Below are 18,419 nucleotides of genomic sequence, written 5' to 3'. Positions count from 1 at the left end.
CGCGCATGGTGCCAGAACCGCCGAAAGTTAATCTGATATCCGACCAACTCTCGCGCATGGCGCTAGAACCGTCGCAAGTTAATCTGATATCCGACCAACTCTCGCGCATGGTGCCTGAACGGCCGCAAGTTCGTCTGATATCCGAGCAATTCCCGCGCGTGGTGCCTGAACTTCCGCAAGTTCGTCTGATATCCGACTAAATCCCGCGCATGGTGCCAGAACCGTCGCAAGTTAGTCTGATAGCCGACTAAATCCCGCGCATGGTGCCAGAACCGCCGAAAGTTAACCTGATATCCGACTAATCTCGCGCATGGTGCCAGAACCGCCGCAAGTTCGTCTGTAATCCGACCGACTCCCGCGCGACTCCCGGACCCCGAGAGTCGTCTAATGGGCGAACGCGAACGAAGGCGGGCGGGCGAGCGAGGGAGGCAGGAGGGCAAGCGAAAACGTCGCGTCTAGGGACCGTCATGGCCTCGAATCCCCCGCGGCGCGCGTTCTTCCTGCCGGAAGCGCGTTTATGGTAAAATAGATCGAACGGTGGTGACCGCTATGGAGAACCAGACAATCAAAGGTCTGGAAAATAAATTGAACTACAAGCCGGACAAACCTTTTATTTACGATTACTCGCTCGAGCAGCTTCAGGAGTGGACGAAGGAGCAGGGCGAGCCGGGCTTTCGCGCGGGCCAGATTTTCGATTGGCTGTATGTGAAAAGGGTCGGTTCCTTCGACGAGATGACCAACCTCCCGAAGCCGCTTCGCGACAAGCTCGCGGATGCGTTCGTCTTCGTGACGCTGACGGAAATTACGAAGCTGCAATCGAAGGACGGAACGGTCAAGTTCCTGTTCGGCCTGCATGACAACCACGCGATCGAGACGGTGATCATGCGGCACAACTACGGCAATAGCGTCTGCGTCACGACCCAGGTCGGCTGCCGGATCGGGTGCACGTTCTGCGCCTCGACGCTCGGCGGGCTCAAGCGCAATCTGACGTCCGGCGAGATCGTCGCCCAAGTGGTGCAGGCGCAGCGCCTGCTCGATCCGGAAGGGGAACGCGTGTCGAGCATCGTCATCATGGGCTCGGGAGAGCCTTTCGAGAACTACGAGAACACGATGGCGTTCCTGCGGCTCATGACCCACCCGAAGGGATTGAATATCGGGCAGCGGCACATCACGGTGTCGACCAGCGGCATCGTGCCGAACATGCTGAAGTTCGCGGACGAGAACACGCAGATCAATCTGGCGATCTCGATTCACGCGCCGAACGACGACCTGCGCTCGAAGCTGATGCCGGTCAACCGGCGCTTCCCGTTCGTCGAAGTGATGGACGCCTGCCGCTACTACATCGAGAAGACGGGCCGCAGAATCACGTTCGAATACGCGCTGATCGGCGGCGTCAACGACCGGCCCGAGCACGCGGAAGAGCTTGCGGACGTGCTTCAGGGCATGCTGTGCCACGTCAACCTGATCCCGGTCAACTACGTGCCGGAACGGGATTACGTCCGGACGCCTCGCGACGATATTTTCGAGTTTCATCGCATCCTGGAGCGCAAGAAGATCAATGCCACCATCCGCAGGGAGCAGGGGCACGACATCGCGGCCGCATGCGGCCAGCTGCGGGCGAAGCATATGGAAGCGCAAGCGAGGTGACCGGTGTGAAAACGGCGATGCGAAGTCATGTCGGCAAAGTCCGGCAAATCAACGAGGACCGCGCCTGGGTAGCCCTGCCCGGGAACGGGCTCGCGGCGGCGGTCGTCGCCGACGGCATGGGCGGGCATAAGGCGGGAGAAGTCGCCAGCGAACTGGCGGTCGAGAGCCTATCCCGCTCCTTGTCCGCCTGGACGGAGCCGTTGGCCGCGGAGGAGACCGAGGAGAAGCTGCGCGCGGCGGTTCGGAGCGCCAACGCCGTCGTATACGAGACGGCGTCGGGCAATGAAGCGTATTCCAACATGGGCACGACGGTCGTGCTGGCGCTGCTGAACGAATCCGAAGGCTTGATCGGCCATATCGGCGACAGCCGCGCCTACCGGCTTCGCGACGGCGAGCTGCGGCAGCTGACCGAGGACCATACGCTCGTGAACGAGCTGGCTCGGTCGGGACAGCTGAGTCCCGAAGAGGCGGCGCGGCATCCCCGCCGCAACGTGCTCACCCGAGCGCTCGGCACCGACAAGGAAGTCGAAGTCGACGTGCAGCGGATCGACTGGAAGCCGGGAGACCGTCTTCTTCTGTGCAGCGACGGCCTGAGCGGTCTGGTGGAAGGGAACATGATATTGGGCGCGCTGGCCGAACCGCGTGACGACCTGGAGCAGCTTGCGGACCGACTCATCTCGCTGGCGCTGCTGGCCGGCGGGGACGACAACGTGACCGTCGCTCTCATCGAATACGACGCGCAAGCGGCAGACGGGGAAGGAGGCTCGGCATGATCGGACAAACGCTCGGAGGACGATACGAACTGCTCGACCGCATCGGCGGCGGCGGCATGGCGCTCGTGTATAAGGCGCGCGACCTGCTGCTCGGCCGGTTCGTCGCGGTCAAAGTGCTCAGACAGCAATTCGTCCACGACGAGGAATTCGTCCGCCGATTCCGCAGGGAAGCCCAAGCCGCCGCATCGCTGTCTCATCCGAACATCGTCAGCATTTATGACGTAGGCAAGGACGAAGACACGCACTTTATCGTCATGGAATACGTGGACGGCCATAATTTGAACGAGATTATTCGCGACCGGGCTCCGCTGCAGACCGAAGAAGCGGTGCGCATCGCCTCGCAGATTTGCGACGCGCTCGATCACGCCCATCATAACCAGATCATTCATCGGGACATCAAGCCGCACAACATTCTGATCGGCAACAACGGCCGCGTGAAGGTGACCGACTTCGGCATCGCCAGAGCGGTTACGTCTTCGACGATCACCCAGACCGGCTCGGTGGTCGGCTCGGTTCACTACTTCTCGCCGGAGCATGCCAAAGGCGTCGCGACGGGGGAGAAGTCGGACATCTACTCGCTCGGCATCGTGCTGTACCAGATGCTGACGGGAAGGCTGCCGTTCCTCGGCGAGAGCCCGATCAGCGTAGCGCTCAAGCATCTGCAGGAGCCGTTCGAGGAGCCTCGCCTCGTCAACCCGCATATTCCGCAGAGCGTGGAGAACATCATCCTGCGCGCCATGCGCAAAAACCCGCAGGAGCGCTATCCTTCGGCGAAGCGAATGCTGGACGACCTGGAGACGTGCCTGCAGCCGGAGCGGCTTCGCGAGCCGCGGGTCGAGTTCGGGTCCGAAGACGAGGAAGACGAGAAAACGCGGGTAATCCCGGCTTTGAAGCCGGATATGCGGATGTCGGGACAGGAGACGATCGCCAAGGGCGACGAAGCCAAGCGCGGGGAGGAAGACGAGGAGGAGTACGAGGACGAGCCGCGACGGCGGCGTTGGGTGCTTCCGACCGTGCTGTCCGTGCTCGCCGTCATTCTGATCGGCATCCTGATCTGGGCGGTCATGTCGCTCAAAGGCTCTCTCAGCCCGAAGGACGTTCCGGTTCCGACCGTCGAGGGCGAAATGCTGGCCGACGCCAAAGCCGATCTGACCAAAGTGGGGCTTCTGGTCGCCGATCCGCCTCTGACGGAACCGAGCGACTCCGTGGACGAAGGCAAGGTCATCCGCCAGGACAAGAAAGACATGACGGTCAAGGAAGGCGCGACGATTACGCTCACCGTCAGCACCGGGCCGGAGCTGGCCACGATGAAGTCGTTCAAAGACATGTCTTACGACGACGCCGTGCAGCAGCTTACCGATCTGGGCGTCAGCCAAGATCGCATCAAAAAGGCAGACGCGCACGACGAGAGCGACGCCGGAACGGTGATCGAGCAGGATCCGCCCGCGGACACCCAGTTCGATCCGAAGAAGGATACGGTGACGCTGACCGTCAGCCAAGGGCCGGAGAAGGTCCAAATGCCGAATCTGATCGGGATGACGCTGGATCAAGCGAAGGAAGAGCTGCAGAAGGATAACCTGGTGCTCGACGAGGCCAACCTGAGCTATGAGCCGAGCTACACGGTGCAAAATCAAGTCTTCAAGCAGTTCCCTAACGAGCCCGGCGAACAGGTGGATCCCGGTACGAAGGTCAAGCTCTGGATCAGCAGCGGCTATCCCGACAATGCGAAGAAAATAAATCCGAGCGTGACGGTCTACCCGAAGGAGGACGGCAAAGACACCTCCATTCGCATCACCGTCGACGACGCAAGGGGTCAAGACATCGAAGCCGTCAAATCGACGAAGATCAAGTCTGCGACCACTTTCTATCCGGAGCTGGTGCTGGCGCCCGGACAGGAAGGGAAAATTAAGGTTTATCAGGATAACGCTCTTCAAAGCGAGATTCCCGTACCTTATGAGGGAGACATCCCCGCCTCGACCGAGCCCGATACCGGAGCGACGGTTTCGCCGCCGCCCGATCCGAACGGCCAAACGACCGACGGAACGGGAGCTCAGACGGGCGACGGAACGGACGGCCAGCCGATCGATCCGAACAACCCGGATAACGGCGGACAGGATCAGGGAAATTGACCAAAGGAGACTTCGGATGCCCGAAGGCACGATTTATAAGGCGTTAAGCGGATATTACTACGTGGCGGACGATGCGGGCGCTTCGGTGCAATGCCGCGCTCGCGGAATTTTCAAAAAGCGCGGGGAGTCGCCTCTCGTCGGCGATCGCGTCGTTTACAGCGAGACGGAAAACGGCGAGGGCGCGGTGGAACAGATTCTCCCGCGCCGTTCGGAACTGGTTCGTCCTCCGGTGGCCAACGCGGAGCTCGCCGTGCTCGTTTTCTCGGTCGTCCGGCCGGAGCTGAACCTGCAGCTGCTCGACAAGTTCCTCGTCCATACCGAGCACGCGGGGCTGGACGCGCTGATCGTCCTGACGAAGCTGGATGCGGCGGAGGAAGCGGAAGACGGGGAGCGGCACCTTCGGGAAGCGGACGACGCGGGGAAGCTGTACGCTTCGATCGGCTACGAGACGGTGGCGACCAGCGCGCGGCGAGGAGAAGGCATCGACGAGCTGCGAAGCAAGCTTGGCGGCCGCGTCAGCGTCTTCGCCGGACAATCGGGCGTCGGCAAGTCGTCGCTGCTCAACGCGCTCGTGCCGGGTCTGGCGCTCGAAACGAGCGAGATCAGCGAAAAGCTCGGCCGCGGACGCCATACGACCCGCCACGTCGAGCTGATGCCGCTGCCCGGCGGCGGTTTCGTCGCGGATACGCCGGGGTTCAGCCAGCTGGACTTCGCCGAGCTCGGCATCGAGCAGATCGGCGATTGCTTCCGGGAATTCGCGAAGCTGGCCCCCGGCTGCAAATTTCGCGGCTGCACCCACATTCACGAGCCCGGATGCGCCGTTCTGGAAGCCAGGGAAAAGGGAGAAGTGGCGGAGAGCCGCTACCAGCACTACGTCGGCTTCATGGCGGAGTGGAAAGAGAATCGACGGAGGTACTAATCAATGACGATCATCGCACCATCCATCCTGTCGGCTGACTTCGCCCGTCTGGGCGAGGAAGTCCGCGAAGTCGAAGCGGGCGGCGCCGACTGGATTCATATCGATATCATGGACGGGCAATACGTTCCGAACCTGACGTTCGGCCCGCCGGTCGTATCGGCCATCCGTCCGTACACCAAGCTTCCGTTCGACGTGCATCTGATGGTGCATACGCCGGACCGCCTTTTCGCCGATCTGGCCAAGGCTGGAGCCGACCGCATCACCGTTCACGCCGAAGCGTGCGTGCATCTGCACCGGACGATTCACGCCATCCGCGATCTGGGGCTGAAAGCCGGGGTCGCGCTGAATCCGCACACGCCGCTGGACACCCTCGATTACGTGCTGGAGGATCTCGATCTGGTGCTGATCATGACCGTCAATCCCGGCTTTGGCGGGCAGTCGTTCATTCCGGCGATGCTGGACAAGATCCGCAAGCTCCGCGAACGGCTTCGCAGCCGAGGTCTGAACGGCGTCCATATCGAAGTCGACGGCGGCATTCAGGCGGATACGGCAGATCAGGTCGCGGAAGCGGGCGCGAACGCGCTCGTCGCCGGCCAGTTCATCTTCGGCCAGAGCGACCGTGCCGCGGCCATCGCGGCGCTCCGGTCTGCAGCCCAATCCTAAAAAGTCGCATCCCGTCCGGTATAGGGTCAAGCCTCCTCCGCATACAAATGAACCAATAGCGTACTTTCAGGCGGTCGATTCGCGTCCAGCGCTTCATTCGCGGCGCCGCCGGGGACCGGAGGAGGGTGTGGGGATGAAGTTTTATACGTTCAAACTGCCGAAGTTTCTGGGTGGATTCGTGAAGGCGATCCTGAACACGTTCCAGAAGAACTGAAGCCTCCGCGGATCCGGCGATTCCCGGAGGCTCCGGCTCAGCCGGGAACACGCATGCACGCATAGAACTTCCCCGGATGAAGCGGGATGCTTCAGCGACGGTTCCGAACGTTCCGGCGGGGACCCTTCATCGGGGCTTCGCCGCGCCTGGCTCGGCGCCTTCGGACGATCCGCGCCATGGCGGGGCAAGCCCCGGAATACGAAAAAGCACCTGGATCCCCAGGTGCTTTTGTCATCGATAGCCGTATATCGGCCGCGATTATACGCGTACGACTTTGCCGGACTTCAGGGCGCGAGCGCTCACGTACACCCGTTTCGGTTTGCCGTTCACCAAAATACGCACCTTCTGGACGTTAACCCCCCAAGAACGGCGGTTATGGTTATTGGCGTGAGAAACGTGGTTGCCGGAACCCGGTTTCTTACCCGTAATATAACATTTGCGAGCCATTCTATCCACCTCCCTACCGAAGCCTTGCAGACACTTTCACTATCATAGCACAGCCCCGGAACCGTTGCAATCGCCGTTTTCGGCTTCAATCCGCCGTTTATTTATAGTACAATGGGTTATGGTCCATAATATCAGCATAAAAGGAGTGAATTTCCATGCCTATGCAGCTCGCGACCGAAAACGGGAAAATCGACATCGCAGATCAAGTCGTCGCCGTCATCGCCGGTTCGGCGGCCGTGGAATGCTACGGACTGGTCGGCATGGTATCCCGCAAACAGCTGAAGGACGGCATCGCCGATTTGCTCGGCCGCGAGAATATGTCCCGGGGCGTGGAAGTTCGGCGAGAAGGGGAACGGACTTATCTCGATCTATACGTCGTCGTAAGCTACGGAGTCAAAATCTCCGAAGTCGCTCACAACATCCAAACGAAGGTTAAGTATGTCTTGGGAGATGTGGTCGGGCTGCGCGTCGACGAAGTCAATATTTACGTTCAAGGCGTACGCGTGTCTCGCTAGGCAACGACCGGATGCCAACTTAGAACCGACATCAACCGATCGTACCTTTCGGAAGGGGAATTCCACTTGATCAAACGCAGCTTGAACGGAACGGAATGGACGGCCATGGTTCTGGCCGGAGCGGCGTCGCTCGCGCAGCGGGCGGACCGCGTGAACGAACTGAACGTTTTCCCGGTGCCGGACGGAGACACGGGAACGAATATGGACATGACGATGAAGGCCGGGGCGGCCGAACTGGCGGCGAAGCCTTCCGACGACGTCGGGCGCGCCGCGGAGACGCTGGCCAAAGGCCTGCTGATGGGCGCGAGAGGCAACTCCGGCGTCATTCTGTCCCAATTGTTTCGCGGTTTCTCCCGCGCGGTCTCCGGCCAGCGCGAATTGACCGTGCCATTATATGCGACTGCGTTGCAACAAGGAGTTGACACCGCTTACAAGTCGGTTGCCAAGCCGGTGGAAGGAACGATTCTGACCGTGGCGCGCGAAGCGGCGCGCCACGGGATGAGCCTGTCCCGCAGAACGGCGGACATCGCCGAATGGATGGACGAGGTGTACAGGAAAGCCGTCGAGACGCTGAACCGGACGCCCGACATGCTGCCGGTGCTGAAGCAGGTCGGCGTCGTCGATTCGGGGGGGCAAGGGCTCGTTTATTTGTATGAAGGCTTTGTCCGCTACTTGACGGAGAACGGCGGAGATCACGGCGCGGGCCTCTCCGGCGCCTCTTTCGCGGCGGAACCGGTCCGCGCCGTTCCGCCGCGCAGTCCGGCGGGAATCGGGGCATCGGCCGAGACGGCCGCCGCCGGACGAACGGCGCAAGCCCGGCTTGCGACCGAGTCGATCGCATTCCCGTACGACATGGAGTTTTTTATCCGGCGTCCCCGCGTCGGCAGATCTCCCTTTCCGGAGGCGGCGTTCCGCAGAACGCTCGAGAAAGACGGAGATTCGGTCATTCTGATCGACGACGGCGACATCGTCAAGGTGCACGTTCATTCCCGCCGGCCCGGCGACGTGCTGAACGCCGCGCTGCTGCACGGCGAATTGACCGAGCTTCGCATCCTGAACATGAAGGACCAGCATCGGGAGCTGCTGTCGTCTCGCGATCACGGCCGGCCGGCCTTGAACGGCGCGCGGCAGCCGCGGCTTGACGAGCCGGAAACGCTCGGTTGGGAGGCCGCTTCCGGCTTGCCCGCGGCCGGCGGCGGACTTGCCGATCCGGCCGGGTCCGATTGGGCGGAAGAGGCGCCGAATCCCGCCGCCGACGAGCTGGCGCCATACGGCATCGTGGCGGTCAGCGTCGGAGCCGGCAACGAGGAGCTGCTGCGCAGCCTGGGCGTGGACACGGTGATCTCCGGCGGCACCAGCATGAATCCGAGCACCGAGGATCTGGTCCAGGCCGTCTCTTCGCTGGCGGCGGGGCACGTGTTCCTGCTGCCGAACCATCCGAACGTATGGATGGCGGCGAAGCAGGCCGCCGAGCTGGCGGGCCGGCCGGTGACCGTTCTTCCGTCGACCAGCGTTCCCCAGGGGATGGCGGCGATGCTGGCGTTTCGCGAAGAGGACACCGCCGAGGCCAACGAGGACCGCATGATCAAAGCGATCGGCAACGTGCTGGCCGGCCAGCTGACGAAGGCGGTTCGCGACACGAGCATGGACGGCGTGGACATTCGGTGCGGCCAATACATCGGCATCCTGAACAAGACGATCGTGACGGCGGAGGACGGCGTCGTGGAAGCGGCGCGTTCGCTTCTCGGCCGAATGCTCGCCTCGGGCGACGAGGCTGTGATGATCCTGACCGGCGAGGATGCCGACCCGGCCTGCACCGACGCGCTGCTCGGCTGGCTGGGCGAACGGTATCCGCAAGCGGAGATCGAAGTCCACGAGGGCGGTCAGCCTTTGTATCCTTACTGGTTCATGGTAGAGACGGTGTGACCGTTGCAAGGTTCTGAAGATAGGAGGAACGCGATGAGACCGATTGCGCTCGTGACCGACAGCACGGCCGACATTCCGCCGGAGATCGTCCGGGAGCTGGATATCCGCGTCGTGCCGCTCGGCGTGCATTTCGGAGAACAATCGTATTTGGACAACGTAAACCTGCAGCCGGCGGAATTTTACGAGAAGCTCGCCTCGTTCGGCGGCCTGCCGAAGACAAGTCAGCCTTCGCCGGGCGAATATTACAACGTGTACAAGCAGCTGACGGACGAAGGGAAAGCGGTGATCTCGATTCACCTGTCTTCGGCGTTCAGCGGCACGTACCAATCGGCGCTGCTGGGGCAATCGATGCTCGAAGGGGAAGGCGACGTGACGGTCGTCGATTCGAAAACGGCGTCGTACGGCTACGGCATGATGGTCGTCCAGGCGGCGGAGCTTGCGAGCCAAGGCTTGTCCAAGGAAGAGATCGTGGAGCGGGTGCTGCGCCTGAAGGCGGAGACGAAGCTTTATTTTCTGGTGGAGACGCTCGAATACTTGCAAAAGGGCGGCCGGATCGGCAAGGCGGCGGCCTTATTCGGCTCGCTGCTGAACATCAAGCCGATTCTGACGATCGACGAGGAAGGCTACGTGACCGCGTTCGATAAGGTGCGAGGCCAGAAAAAAGCGTTCATGCGCATCGTCGAGCTGCTGGAGTCGGCGTTCCCGGACGGGCCGGTCGACCTGGCGGCGGTCGTCACGCCGGGACGGACGGAGATGGCGGAGGAGTTGATCGCGCTGCTGCGGGAGAAATTCCCGATTCGGAAGTTCAGCCGCTCGGCGATCGGCCCGGTGATCGGGACGCATGCCGGTCCGGGCACGGTCGGCATCTTCATGTCGCCGGCATCCTTGTCGTAAGCGGCTTTTTGGAGAGGTTGGTTGGCCATGCTGCAAAATTTGTTCGACATTCCCGTTCAGAAACTTCGAGGCGTGAGTTCCCAGAAAGCGGGGGAGCTTCACGCCTTGGGCGTCTCTTCGGTCGGGGATCTGCTGGAATATTATCCGTTCCGCTATGAAGACTATCGGATTCGCACGCTGCAGGAGATGAAGGACGGAGAGAAGGTTACCGTACAGGGCACGGTGACGACGCTCGCTTCGCTGCAGCGCTACGGACGGACGGCCCGGCTGCTCTGCCGGGTCACGGTGGAAGGGATGCTCATTACCGCCGTCTGGTTCAATCGCGCCTTTCTCAAGGACCAGCTGACGATCGGGCGGGAGATCACGCTGACGGGCAAGTGGGACCAGCGGCGGCGGCAGCTGACGGTTGCGGAGTCGGAATTTCCCGACCGCGGCGCGGCGAAGACGGGAACGCTGCAGCCCGTCTATTCCGTCGGAGGCAGTCTGACCCAGGCGTGGATGCGCAAGAAGATCGGCGAAGCGCTGGACCAGTACGGGGACCGAATTCCGGAACTGCTGCCGGAGGAACTGCTCGAGCGGCATCGCCTCGTCCCGCGGCGAGAAGCGGTGCTTCGGCTGCACCGTCCCGAGAACACGACGGCGGGACAGGAAGGAAGGCGCCGAATGGTATACGAGGAGCTGTTCCTGTTCGAGCTGAAGCTTCAGGCGTACCGGGCCGCCAGCCGCAAGCAGCCGGACGGCATCGCGCACCCGATCAGCAGCGATGAGATCCGGTCGTTCGTCGCCGCGCTGCCGTTCGAGCTGACCGAATCGCAGAAGAAGGTGATCAACGAGATCGCCTATGACATGAAACGGCCGTATGCGATGAATCGGCTGCTGCAGGGCGACGTCGGTTCGGGCAAAACGGTCGTCTCCGCCGTCGCGCTTTATGCGTCGGTCCGCGCCGGCTATCAGGGCGCGCTGATGGTGCCGACCGAGATTCTGGCGGAGCAGCATGCGCGTTCGCTCGGCAAGCTGTTCGAGCCCTACGGCATTCAAGTGGGGCTGCTCACCGGCAGCTTGACCGACCGCAAGCGCAAGGACATCCTGGCTTCGCTGCAGATGGGGCTTACCGATATCGTCATCGGGACGCACGCGCTTATTCAGGACGACGTGGTGTTCCGGAAGCTGGGCCTTGTCGTAACGGACGAGCAGCACCGGTTCGGCGTCAACCAGCGCAGCATTCTGCGCAAGAAGGGGCTGCACCCCGACGTGCTGGCGATGACGGCGACGCCGATTCCGCGGACGCTGGCCATTACGGTATTCGGAGACATGGACGTGTCGACGATCCGGGAGCGGCCCAAAGGCCGTCAGCCGGTCAAGACGTACTGGGTGAAGCACGACATGATGGACCGGGTGCTGAGCCTCATTCGCAAGGAAGCGGAGCTCGGCCGCCAGACGTTCTTCATCTGCCCGCTGATCGAGGAATCGGAGAAGCTGGACGTGCAGAACGCGATCGACCTGCACGCGCAGCTTCGCCAGGCGCTGCCGGAGCTCGCGATCGGACTGCTGCACGGACGAATGTCGTCGGCGGAGAAAGAAGAGGCGATGGCGACGTTTGCCGCGGGTTCGACGAACGTGCTCGTGTCGACGACGGTGATCGAGGTCGGCGTCGACGTCCCGAATGCGACGCTGATGATCGTGATGGACGCGGAGCGGTTCGGCCTGTCGCAGCTGCACCAGCTTCGCGGCCGCGTCGGAAGAAGCGATCTGCCTTCTTATTGCGTGCTGATCGCCGATCCGAAGTCCGAGAACGGGCAGGAGCGGATGAAGGCGATGACGGATACCGACGACGGATTCGAGATTGCGCGGCGGGATTTGGAGCTCAGAGGACCGGGCGAGTTTTTCGGAACGAAGCAAAGCGGGGTTCCCGAATTCCGGGTGGCGAACCTGATGGAGGATTTCGAGACGCTGGAACAGGCCAGAGACGACGCGGCCGAGCTGACCGCCAAGCCGGAATTTTGGACGTCGTCTTCGTACGCCGGCCTGCGCGATTACTTGCACCGGGAAGCTTTATTCGCCGGAGAGCCGCTGGATTAGGCGGCTCTCCCGTCATTTCGCGCCAAGCTTCGGCATAGGATAATCCAGACTTTGCCGAGAGGAAGTGACGTAAAAGGTGAGCTGGCAGAAGTTCGGCATCCGGCCGGACCTGGTCGAGCGCGTCAAATTCAAACTCAAAAATCCGGCCGTCAAGGAGAAATTCAAGCAGCTGCTGGACGGAGCCACGAAATACGATCTGCAGGACCGGATCAAAGTCCGCAAGTGGGTCAAGCAGGCTTCGCGCATTCTGAACGAACCGATGACCGACATTCAGGAAGAGCAGATCGTCAACTTCGTGCTGTCGCAGAGGATCGATCCGAAGAACACGCTGCACTTGATTCGCTTATGGGCGATGTTCCGCTAACGACCGCAAGCGGGAAGCGGCTTACGGCGCTCCGCCGATCCGCTCGATATTGCCGGGGTCGTCGATCGCGACCGAGCCGACCCGGGAAGGCACCTCGTACGCCTCCATCTCCTCCGCCGGATAAGGCGCGAGCAGCTTCCGCAGCTTTCCGGGATCGCGGACTCCGCGATCGAGCCACAACGGCTCGTCCTCCCGCCGCAGGATGACCGGCATCCGATCGTGGATGCCGGCCATAAGCCGGTTCGGCTCTGTCGTCAGCACGGCGCACGTATGCAGCTTCGTGCCGTCCGGCGCCGTCCACGTCTCGTACAAGCCCGCCATGCTGAACAATCCGCCCTCCCGGAGTAGGATCCGATAAGGACGGCCTTTCTCCCCGGGCGTTTTCTTCCACTCATAGAAGCCGTCGGCCGGAATCAAACAGCGCTTGGAGCGGTAAGCTTCGCGGTAGGCCGGACGCTCCGCGGCCGTCTCCGCCCTCGCGTTGATCATCTTATTGCCGATCTTCGGGTCGTCGGCCCAAGGCGGGACAAGCCCCCACTTCAGCAAGCCGAGCCGGTTCCGGCTTCCGCCTTGGATCACGGCGGGGACCGGCTGCCCGGGCGCCACATTATACCTCGGCTCCCAGGCCGGGATGGCCGCCTGTTCCGCGAAATAATAGGCCATCAGTTCCTCGAGCGTTACCGTAATCGTGTATCTGCCGCACATTCCCGATTCCCCCCGATCGCATCTGGTTCATCCCGATTGTACCAGTTCGAGACGGCGGCGTGAAAGGGCGCAACCACAGAAAGATTCGCCGCGTCCGGCTCCGGAACGCTGCCGAGGGGATCTGCGGGCAAAGGAGGTGTTCCAAGCCGGCATCGAAAGCCGCCGCCCCCAAGCGGCGGGGACCGGCAGCGATTCTCTTTCGTCGGCTAGCTTTTTTTGCGGCACAGCGCCACGACGAACATCGGCTGAGCGTTCTTGATCTGACCGTACGGCACGAGCTCGTGGCCGCGCGCGTCGGGAGCCGGATTCGGCCGCCAAACCAGATTTCGCGCATACTGGTGCCGCAGCATGCGGTGCGCGGCGTCGTCGGCGTCCCGGACCAGGGTTTGGCCGTAAACTTCGAGCACATCGTATTCCTGCAGCAGCTCCCCGACGAATTCGGAGAAGTCGTACTCATAGAAGTGATAAGGATTTGACGGAGCTTCTTCATAATACAGGCCCGGATTGCAAGTCCGCCGGTTGGGGGTGGAGACGAGAAACAATCCGCCGGGCTTCAGCACCCGGGCGGATTCGCGGATCCAGTCCGAGCCTTGCGGGATGTGCTCGATCGTCTCGAAGGAGACGACCGCATCGAACGTTTCGTTCGCGAAGGGCAGATTCTGAATATCTGCCTGAAGATGGCGAATCCGCTCGCCCCCGTAAGCGGATCGGGCGTGCGCCAGGCACTCTTCGTCCACGTCGACGGCGGTTATCTCTTTCGAGCCGGCCATCTCCATCATTTTGGAGCCGTAGCCGGCCCCGCAGGCGGCGTCCAGCACGCTCAAGCCGCCGACGAAGCGGCAAGCCCAGTCGTAACGGAGGAGATGCTCCGCGAAGGTGGGTATCGACTTGACCTTGGAATTGATGATCAGCCGCTCTCCGGAGAAGGGGACGTAATCGTGACTGGGAGCGGCCACGGGGTGGGACAACCCCCGGGTTCCTTCAGACGACCAGCGTTCCCGATAATGCCGGACGGCTTCGTTGACGGAAGCGGGATCAAGACGGTTTGCCAATGGTCATCCTCCCTCTCAGTCGGTCCAGCAAGGGGCCGTATTCTTTGAAAAACAGCAGCTTCGCGTCCATGAACGAGCGATCGACGTAGGACACGCCGCAATCGTGCAAAACCCAGGGCTGCTTCTGCCTTGGAACGGCGACCCGATATCCCGCTTTCAGAAATTCCAGGCATTGCGAAATATCGTAATAATGCCACCCGGCCAGTACGTCCTCCCTCCACGGCAAATCGTACTGAGTGGCCATCAGCAGGCCGTCCACGGTTTCGACGAACGTGAAGTCCCCTTCGAAATCGCCGAAATTCATCAAATGAACCAGGCCGTTAATCGTGCCGTATACCTTGCCCGCCGTATCGCCGCTTTCCCACCATTTGCCGTGCATCGGAAACGTTATCGCCCCGGTCATTCCGATCAGTCCGATCTCCGGCGCGGCTTCGAACCGTTTTATCAATTCCCGGATGAACGCGCGGTTGATGATAAAGACATCTTGGTGCAAATAGACTTTGTATTTGGCATCGGTACGCTTCATTCCTTCGTTATAACCCAGGGTCATGCCGGATGCTCCCCTGACGGGAACGATGTCGATCGTAAATCCGTCGGGAACGTCCAGCGAACGAATATACAACGAGATCTCCTCGAACGCTTCCTCGTCGTTCGTGCAGCAGATGAACGCCACTTTGCGGGCGTCGGGCTCAAGCATCGGGTTGGCCTCCCAGCAGCGCGCGAATCGTTTGTTGTTCCGAGGCGGCAACGCCGCGCTCGCATAAAATCCGGGCCAGCTTGCCGGCCATTGCGGCTTTGTCCGCCACCGCCCGCTCCAGGATGCGGGCGGCATCCAGCAGGCGCGCTTCTTCCGCGAGGAAGAGGTCGGCGAGTTCCGCGGTTGTCCGGCTCGGGTCGATCTCCCATTCTAATCGGCGAACGAGCCGTTTCAGCCGGGAGTAGCCGGGGGAGTTCGGGGCGCCGGGCGAGAGGCACGTCAAGTGGCCTCTCACGATAAAATGGGAAGACATCCAATGGTCGACCATGGAGCTGCCTTCTTTTCGGGCCATCTCCCGGATCCAGTGCTCGTCTCGCGGAGATGGTTTGCCGTTCGTTTGGCCCCTGCATTCCAAGTGGTGCAGACCGGCCATCTGGAACATGCGCGTCAAGCTCGCGAGCGTGTAGAAGCGCAGCTGCGAACGGTCTTCGGAGCCGGACCACTCCCCGCGAAGCAGGTTCCGGATGACGGAGAAGTGGGCCACGTTCGACACGCGGGCGATCAGCTTGCCGTCGTCCTTCAGATAGGGAACGTATTGGCGCAGCAGGTCGACCGGATTGCCGTGATGTTCCAAGGCATCCCCGAACAGAATGTAGTCGAACGATCCGGGAGGCACCGGAACCCGAACGAATTCGGGCTCTCCCGTGATGACGGAAGCGACGAGAGAAGCGAGTTCGGCGGCGTGACCGTCCCGTTCGATGCCGAACAGCTCGGCGTTCGGATAGCGGTCCTTCAGTTCCAGCAGCGTGGCCCCGCCGGCGCATTCGAGTTCGAGGATGCGCAGCGGCCTCTCCCTCGGCTCGTCGATCCAGCCGATCATGTCATGGCGGATATGGAACACGTTCGGATTGTAGCCCCATTTTTCCGTAAAATGAACCGCGCTTCGCTGGTAGGATTGCTGATAACGATCCATATCTTGGCGGAACGTGGCGCTTCCTTCATGGTGGATGAACGTATCGGTGCACAGCATCAGGCGGTAGCCGGCCAAGCGCAGCCGGATGCAATAGTCGTCGTCCTCGAAGTTGCCCGGAGAATATCGTACGTCCAATTCGCCGACCGTTTCGTAGGCCGCCCGCTTCAGGAGCAGGCAGTAGCCGATCAACTTGGTCCGTTCTTCCCATCCGGAGGGATTCGAACGGTTGTAATCTTCCGCGAACGCAAACATCTCCTCCCGGTCGCGGTAGGAGACCTGTACGGCCGTATAATAGGACGCGCTGTTGGTGACCGGGCCGACGGCGCCGATGGTTTCGTCGCTCTCCAGGCAGGCGATCAGCTGCTCCAGCCACCGCGGGGTGACGACGGTGTCGTTGTTGAGGAGCAGCAGCCGATCGCCTGTCGCCTGCCTCATGCCTTGGTTGCATCCGCGAGGAAAGCCGACGTTCTCGCGGTTTGCGATCAGGCGAACGTCCGGCTGCTTCTTCAGCCATTCGACCGTGCCGTCGTTCGAAGCGTTGTCGACGACGATCAGTTCGTAGGGCTCAGGCGGCGTATAGCGGCGGATGCTCTCGATGCAGGCTTGGGTAAGCGCAAGCTGGTTGCGGGTGAGAATGACGATGCTCGTCGTCATGGCGCATCCCCCGCGGCTTTTGCCGATTGCTGCCGTTGTTGCTTCATGATGGCCTCCAGCTTTCCTTTGTTTGCCTGCAAGTTCGGATCGTCCGGGAAATATTCTAGCGCCTTCTCGTTATGCTCCAAAGCTTTGCTCAATTCCCCGAGCTTCCCGTAGCAGAGCGTCAGCTGCACATGGGGAACCCAGGTCCAGCAGACGAAATTCATCAGGCCGAAATAGTCGACCGGAATGTCTTGCCCTGCGGCCACTTCGTACCAGAAGGCCGCCTGCCGGTACTCGCCTTTCTGTTCGAACCAAAGCCCGATCTGGCAGCAGTAGTCCGCCCTCGGCACGTCGTATTCGAACGTTTTGAACAGGTAGCGGAGCTCTCTGTCCGTTTCTCCGCGTTCATGATACAAATGAGCAAGCATCCCGCATGCCGCGATATGGTCTTCGAAGTTCTCGACGCTTCCTTCAAGGAACGATTCGTATGCGGCGAGAGCTTCGTCATGGCGCTCGTTGTCGAACAGCTCGTTGGCCAAGTAAAATTCGGTTCGCCGCGACGGTCCGTCTTTGCGGATGTGCTCCTGCAGGATGGCCAAATTACGCGTACGGTTTCTTTTCTCCAATATCGGCGCGTGGGTGATCTCGACGGGAGAAAACAGGAGGCTGCCCCGAACGACCAGGATTTCGTGAATCGGATAGATCCATCTGGGACCGATCGAGCGCTTGACGAGCCGATTGTGGCGGGTCACGTTGTGCGGGTTGCCGGACGCATCGCGGGAGAGCACATAGTTCATGATCACGGAATCGATCCGGGGGTCCAGCGTATCCTTGAGCTCGAGAAACCGTTCCCGGTCCGGTTCAAGCAGAACGTCGTCGGCGTCCAGCCAGAAGACGTACTCTTGCGTCGCCTGATCGAACGAATAGTTGCGGGCCGCGGCGAAGTCCCGGATCCATTCGAAGTCGTAAATCCGGTCCGTGTATCGGGATACGATTTCCTTGGTACGGTCCGTGGAACCCGTATCGACGATATTGATCTCGTCCACCAAGTCGCGGACGGAATCGAGACAGCGTCCGATCGTCTCTTCCTCGTTCTTGACGATCATGCACAAGCTGACGGTGATCACGGCTTCCATCCTTTCGCGTAAAGAAAATGCTTGATTATGGAAAGAGGAAGCTGTGCGAACGAGAAAACGAACCCGTTCGCAAGCTCCCTTGACGATTAGCCTTGGGAAGCGATACCCCAGAAAGCCTCGGGTCCGACACGCGTACCCAACGGCGATCCTCCAGTAGCGACGCTGCTGACGAAGGCCGTATACTGCGTTTGCAGAGCGGCGGGAGCGAGCAGGTCCTGCGCGGAGAAGGAGACGATCTCGCCGAAGCCGGCAAGGAAAGGAATTACGGCAGTGTAAATAATCGTGCCCCCGGCAATGCTGGGGCCGCGAACGACGTTGATCGTCACCGTGGCTGCGGCGGCGAAGTTAAATCCGATTGTGCCGGTCACGTCGACGACCAGAGAGCCGTTGTTACCGAGTCCGTTGCCGGCAATTCCTTGGGTCTGCAAACCGATGTCGCCGAACAGCGCCGGAGTCGTCGTCAAGGGGACAGAGATCGTCGTGCCGGCGTTCATCGAGCTTCTTTGATCAAGGAAGCGTCCCATATGGTTCACCTCCTTTCGTTGTGCGATGCTGTAGCTTATGACGCTCTGTCCGGCCGCGAATGGACGAACCGTACAAGGAGATCGCACATTTTGCGCCGCGATGGACAATCCGCCCCGCTTTGC

The 18,419-nt window shown here is 61.3% G+C and carries 19 protein-coding genes; 12 read left to right on the top strand and 7 right to left on the bottom strand.

Annotated features, from left to right (window positions below):
* The 7 genes from H7C18_RS35440 to spoVM form a co-directional block, all read left to right on the top strand.
* A partial coding sequence (locus H7C18_RS35440) for a hypothetical protein (protein ID WP_238358131.1) occupies positions 1–200 on the top strand: 200 nt, incomplete at its 5' end.
* Between the two features lie 349 nt (positions 201–549).
* Positions 550–1,647, top strand: coding sequence for a dual-specificity RNA methyltransferase RlmN (gene rlmN / locus H7C18_RS33565; RefSeq protein WP_185133496.1), 1,098 nt, complete (start codon positions 550–552; stop codon positions 1,645–1,647).
* Between the two features lie 5 nt (positions 1,648–1,652).
* Entirely contained in the window at positions 1,653–2,420 is a 768-nt protein-coding gene (locus tag H7C18_RS33560) for a Stp1/IreP family PP2C-type Ser/Thr phosphatase (protein WP_337914062.1), read from the top strand.
* Positions 2,417–4,549, top strand: coding sequence for a Stk1 family PASTA domain-containing Ser/Thr kinase (pknB, locus tag H7C18_RS33555; RefSeq protein ID WP_185133494.1), 2,133 nt, complete (start codon positions 2,417–2,419; stop codon positions 4,547–4,549). The genes H7C18_RS33560 and pknB overlap by 4 nt, the downstream gene beginning before the upstream one ends.
* 16 nt (positions 4,550–4,565) lie before the next feature.
* A complete protein-coding gene (rsgA, locus tag H7C18_RS33550; protein WP_185133493.1) occupies positions 4,566–5,468 on the top strand; it encodes a ribosome small subunit-dependent GTPase A in 903 nt (300 codons plus the stop codon).
* 3 nt (positions 5,469–5,471) lie between these two features.
* Positions 5,472–6,131, top strand: coding sequence for a ribulose-phosphate 3-epimerase (gene rpe / locus H7C18_RS33545; RefSeq protein WP_185133492.1), 660 nt, complete (start codon positions 5,472–5,474; stop codon positions 6,129–6,131).
* Between the two features lie 133 nt (positions 6,132–6,264).
* Complete coding sequence (spoVM, locus tag H7C18_RS33540) at positions 6,265–6,345, top strand: stage V sporulation protein SpoVM (RefSeq protein WP_019424875.1); 81 nt, start codon at positions 6,265–6,267, stop codon at positions 6,343–6,345.
* 258 nt (positions 6,346–6,603) lie between these two features.
* Here spoVM and rpmB read toward each other — a convergent pair whose 3' ends face one another.
* Positions 6,604–6,792, bottom strand: a complete 189-nt coding sequence (gene rpmB, locus H7C18_RS33535) for a 50S ribosomal protein L28 (RefSeq protein ID WP_185133491.1) — start codon at positions 6,790–6,792, stop codon at positions 6,604–6,606.
* Positions 6,793–6,947: 155 nt separating this feature from the next.
* Here rpmB and H7C18_RS33530 point away from each other — a divergent pair, with 155 nt between their 5' ends.
* The 5 genes from H7C18_RS33530 (at position 6,948) to H7C18_RS33510 (ending at position 12,570) form a co-directional block, all read left to right on the top strand.
* Positions 6,948–7,307: an Asp23/Gls24 family envelope stress response protein gene (locus H7C18_RS33530; RefSeq protein ID WP_185133490.1), complete on the top strand. Its 360-nt coding sequence runs from the start codon at positions 6,948–6,950 to the stop codon at positions 7,305–7,307.
* Positions 7,308–7,373: 66 nt separating this feature from the next.
* Positions 7,374–9,233, top strand: coding sequence for a DAK2 domain-containing protein (locus H7C18_RS33525; protein ID WP_185133489.1), 1,860 nt, complete (start codon positions 7,374–7,376; stop codon positions 9,231–9,233).
* Positions 9,234–9,266: 33 nt separating this feature from the next.
* Positions 9,267–10,127, top strand: coding sequence for a DegV family protein (locus H7C18_RS33520; protein WP_185133488.1), 861 nt, complete (start codon positions 9,267–9,269; stop codon positions 10,125–10,127).
* 27 nt (positions 10,128–10,154) lie between these two features.
* Complete coding sequence (gene recG / locus H7C18_RS33515) at positions 10,155–12,206, top strand: ATP-dependent DNA helicase RecG (protein ID WP_185133487.1); 2,052 nt, start codon at positions 10,155–10,157, stop codon at positions 12,204–12,206.
* 76 nt (positions 12,207–12,282) lie between these two features.
* On the top strand, positions 12,283–12,570 hold the full coding sequence (locus H7C18_RS33510; RefSeq protein WP_185133486.1) for a stage VI sporulation protein F: 288 nt from the start codon (positions 12,283–12,285) through the stop codon (positions 12,568–12,570).
* A 21-nt stretch (positions 12,571–12,591) separates the two neighbouring features.
* On the opposite strand, the gene H7C18_RS33505 is transcribed toward H7C18_RS33510, so the two are convergent.
* The 6 genes from H7C18_RS33505 to H7C18_RS33480 all read right to left on the bottom strand — a co-directional run bounded on the left by H7C18_RS33505 (position 12,592) and on the right by H7C18_RS33480 (position 18,296).
* Positions 12,592–13,275, bottom strand: a complete 684-nt coding sequence (locus H7C18_RS33505; RefSeq protein ID WP_185133485.1) for an SOS response-associated peptidase — start codon at positions 13,273–13,275, stop codon at positions 12,592–12,594.
* Between the two features lie 206 nt (positions 13,276–13,481).
* The gene (locus tag H7C18_RS33500; protein WP_185133484.1) at positions 13,482–14,327 is read right to left on the bottom strand and encodes a class I SAM-dependent methyltransferase; all 846 of its coding nucleotides are present in this window, start codon (positions 14,325–14,327) and stop codon (positions 13,482–13,484) included.
* Entirely contained in the window at positions 14,311–15,024 is a 714-nt protein-coding gene (locus H7C18_RS33495; RefSeq protein WP_185133483.1) for a glycosyltransferase family protein, read from the bottom strand. The genes H7C18_RS33500 and H7C18_RS33495 overlap by 17 nt, the downstream gene beginning before the upstream one ends.
* On the bottom strand, positions 15,017–16,651 hold the full coding sequence (locus H7C18_RS33490) for a glycosyltransferase (RefSeq protein WP_185133482.1): 1,635 nt from the start codon (positions 16,649–16,651) through the stop codon (positions 15,017–15,019). The genes H7C18_RS33495 and H7C18_RS33490 overlap by 8 nt, the downstream gene beginning before the upstream one ends.
* On the bottom strand, positions 16,648–17,763 hold the full coding sequence (locus tag H7C18_RS33485; protein WP_185133481.1) for a glycosyltransferase: 1,116 nt from the start codon (positions 17,761–17,763) through the stop codon (positions 16,648–16,650). Before H7C18_RS33485 ends, H7C18_RS33490 begins: the two co-directional genes overlap by 4 nt.
* A 95-nt stretch (positions 17,764–17,858) precedes the next feature.
* Entirely contained in the window at positions 17,859–18,296 is a 438-nt protein-coding gene (locus H7C18_RS33480) for a hypothetical protein (protein WP_185133480.1), read from the bottom strand.
* Positions 18,297–18,419 lie beyond the last annotated feature (123 nt).

It is taken from the genome of Cohnella zeiphila (genome assembly GCF_014212055.1).
GTDB lineage: Bacteria > Bacillota > Bacilli > Paenibacillales > Paenibacillaceae > Cohnella > Cohnella zeiphila.
The sequence above is the reverse complement of the archived record's forward strand: the minus strand, read 5'-3'. Positions and strand labels throughout refer to the sequence as shown.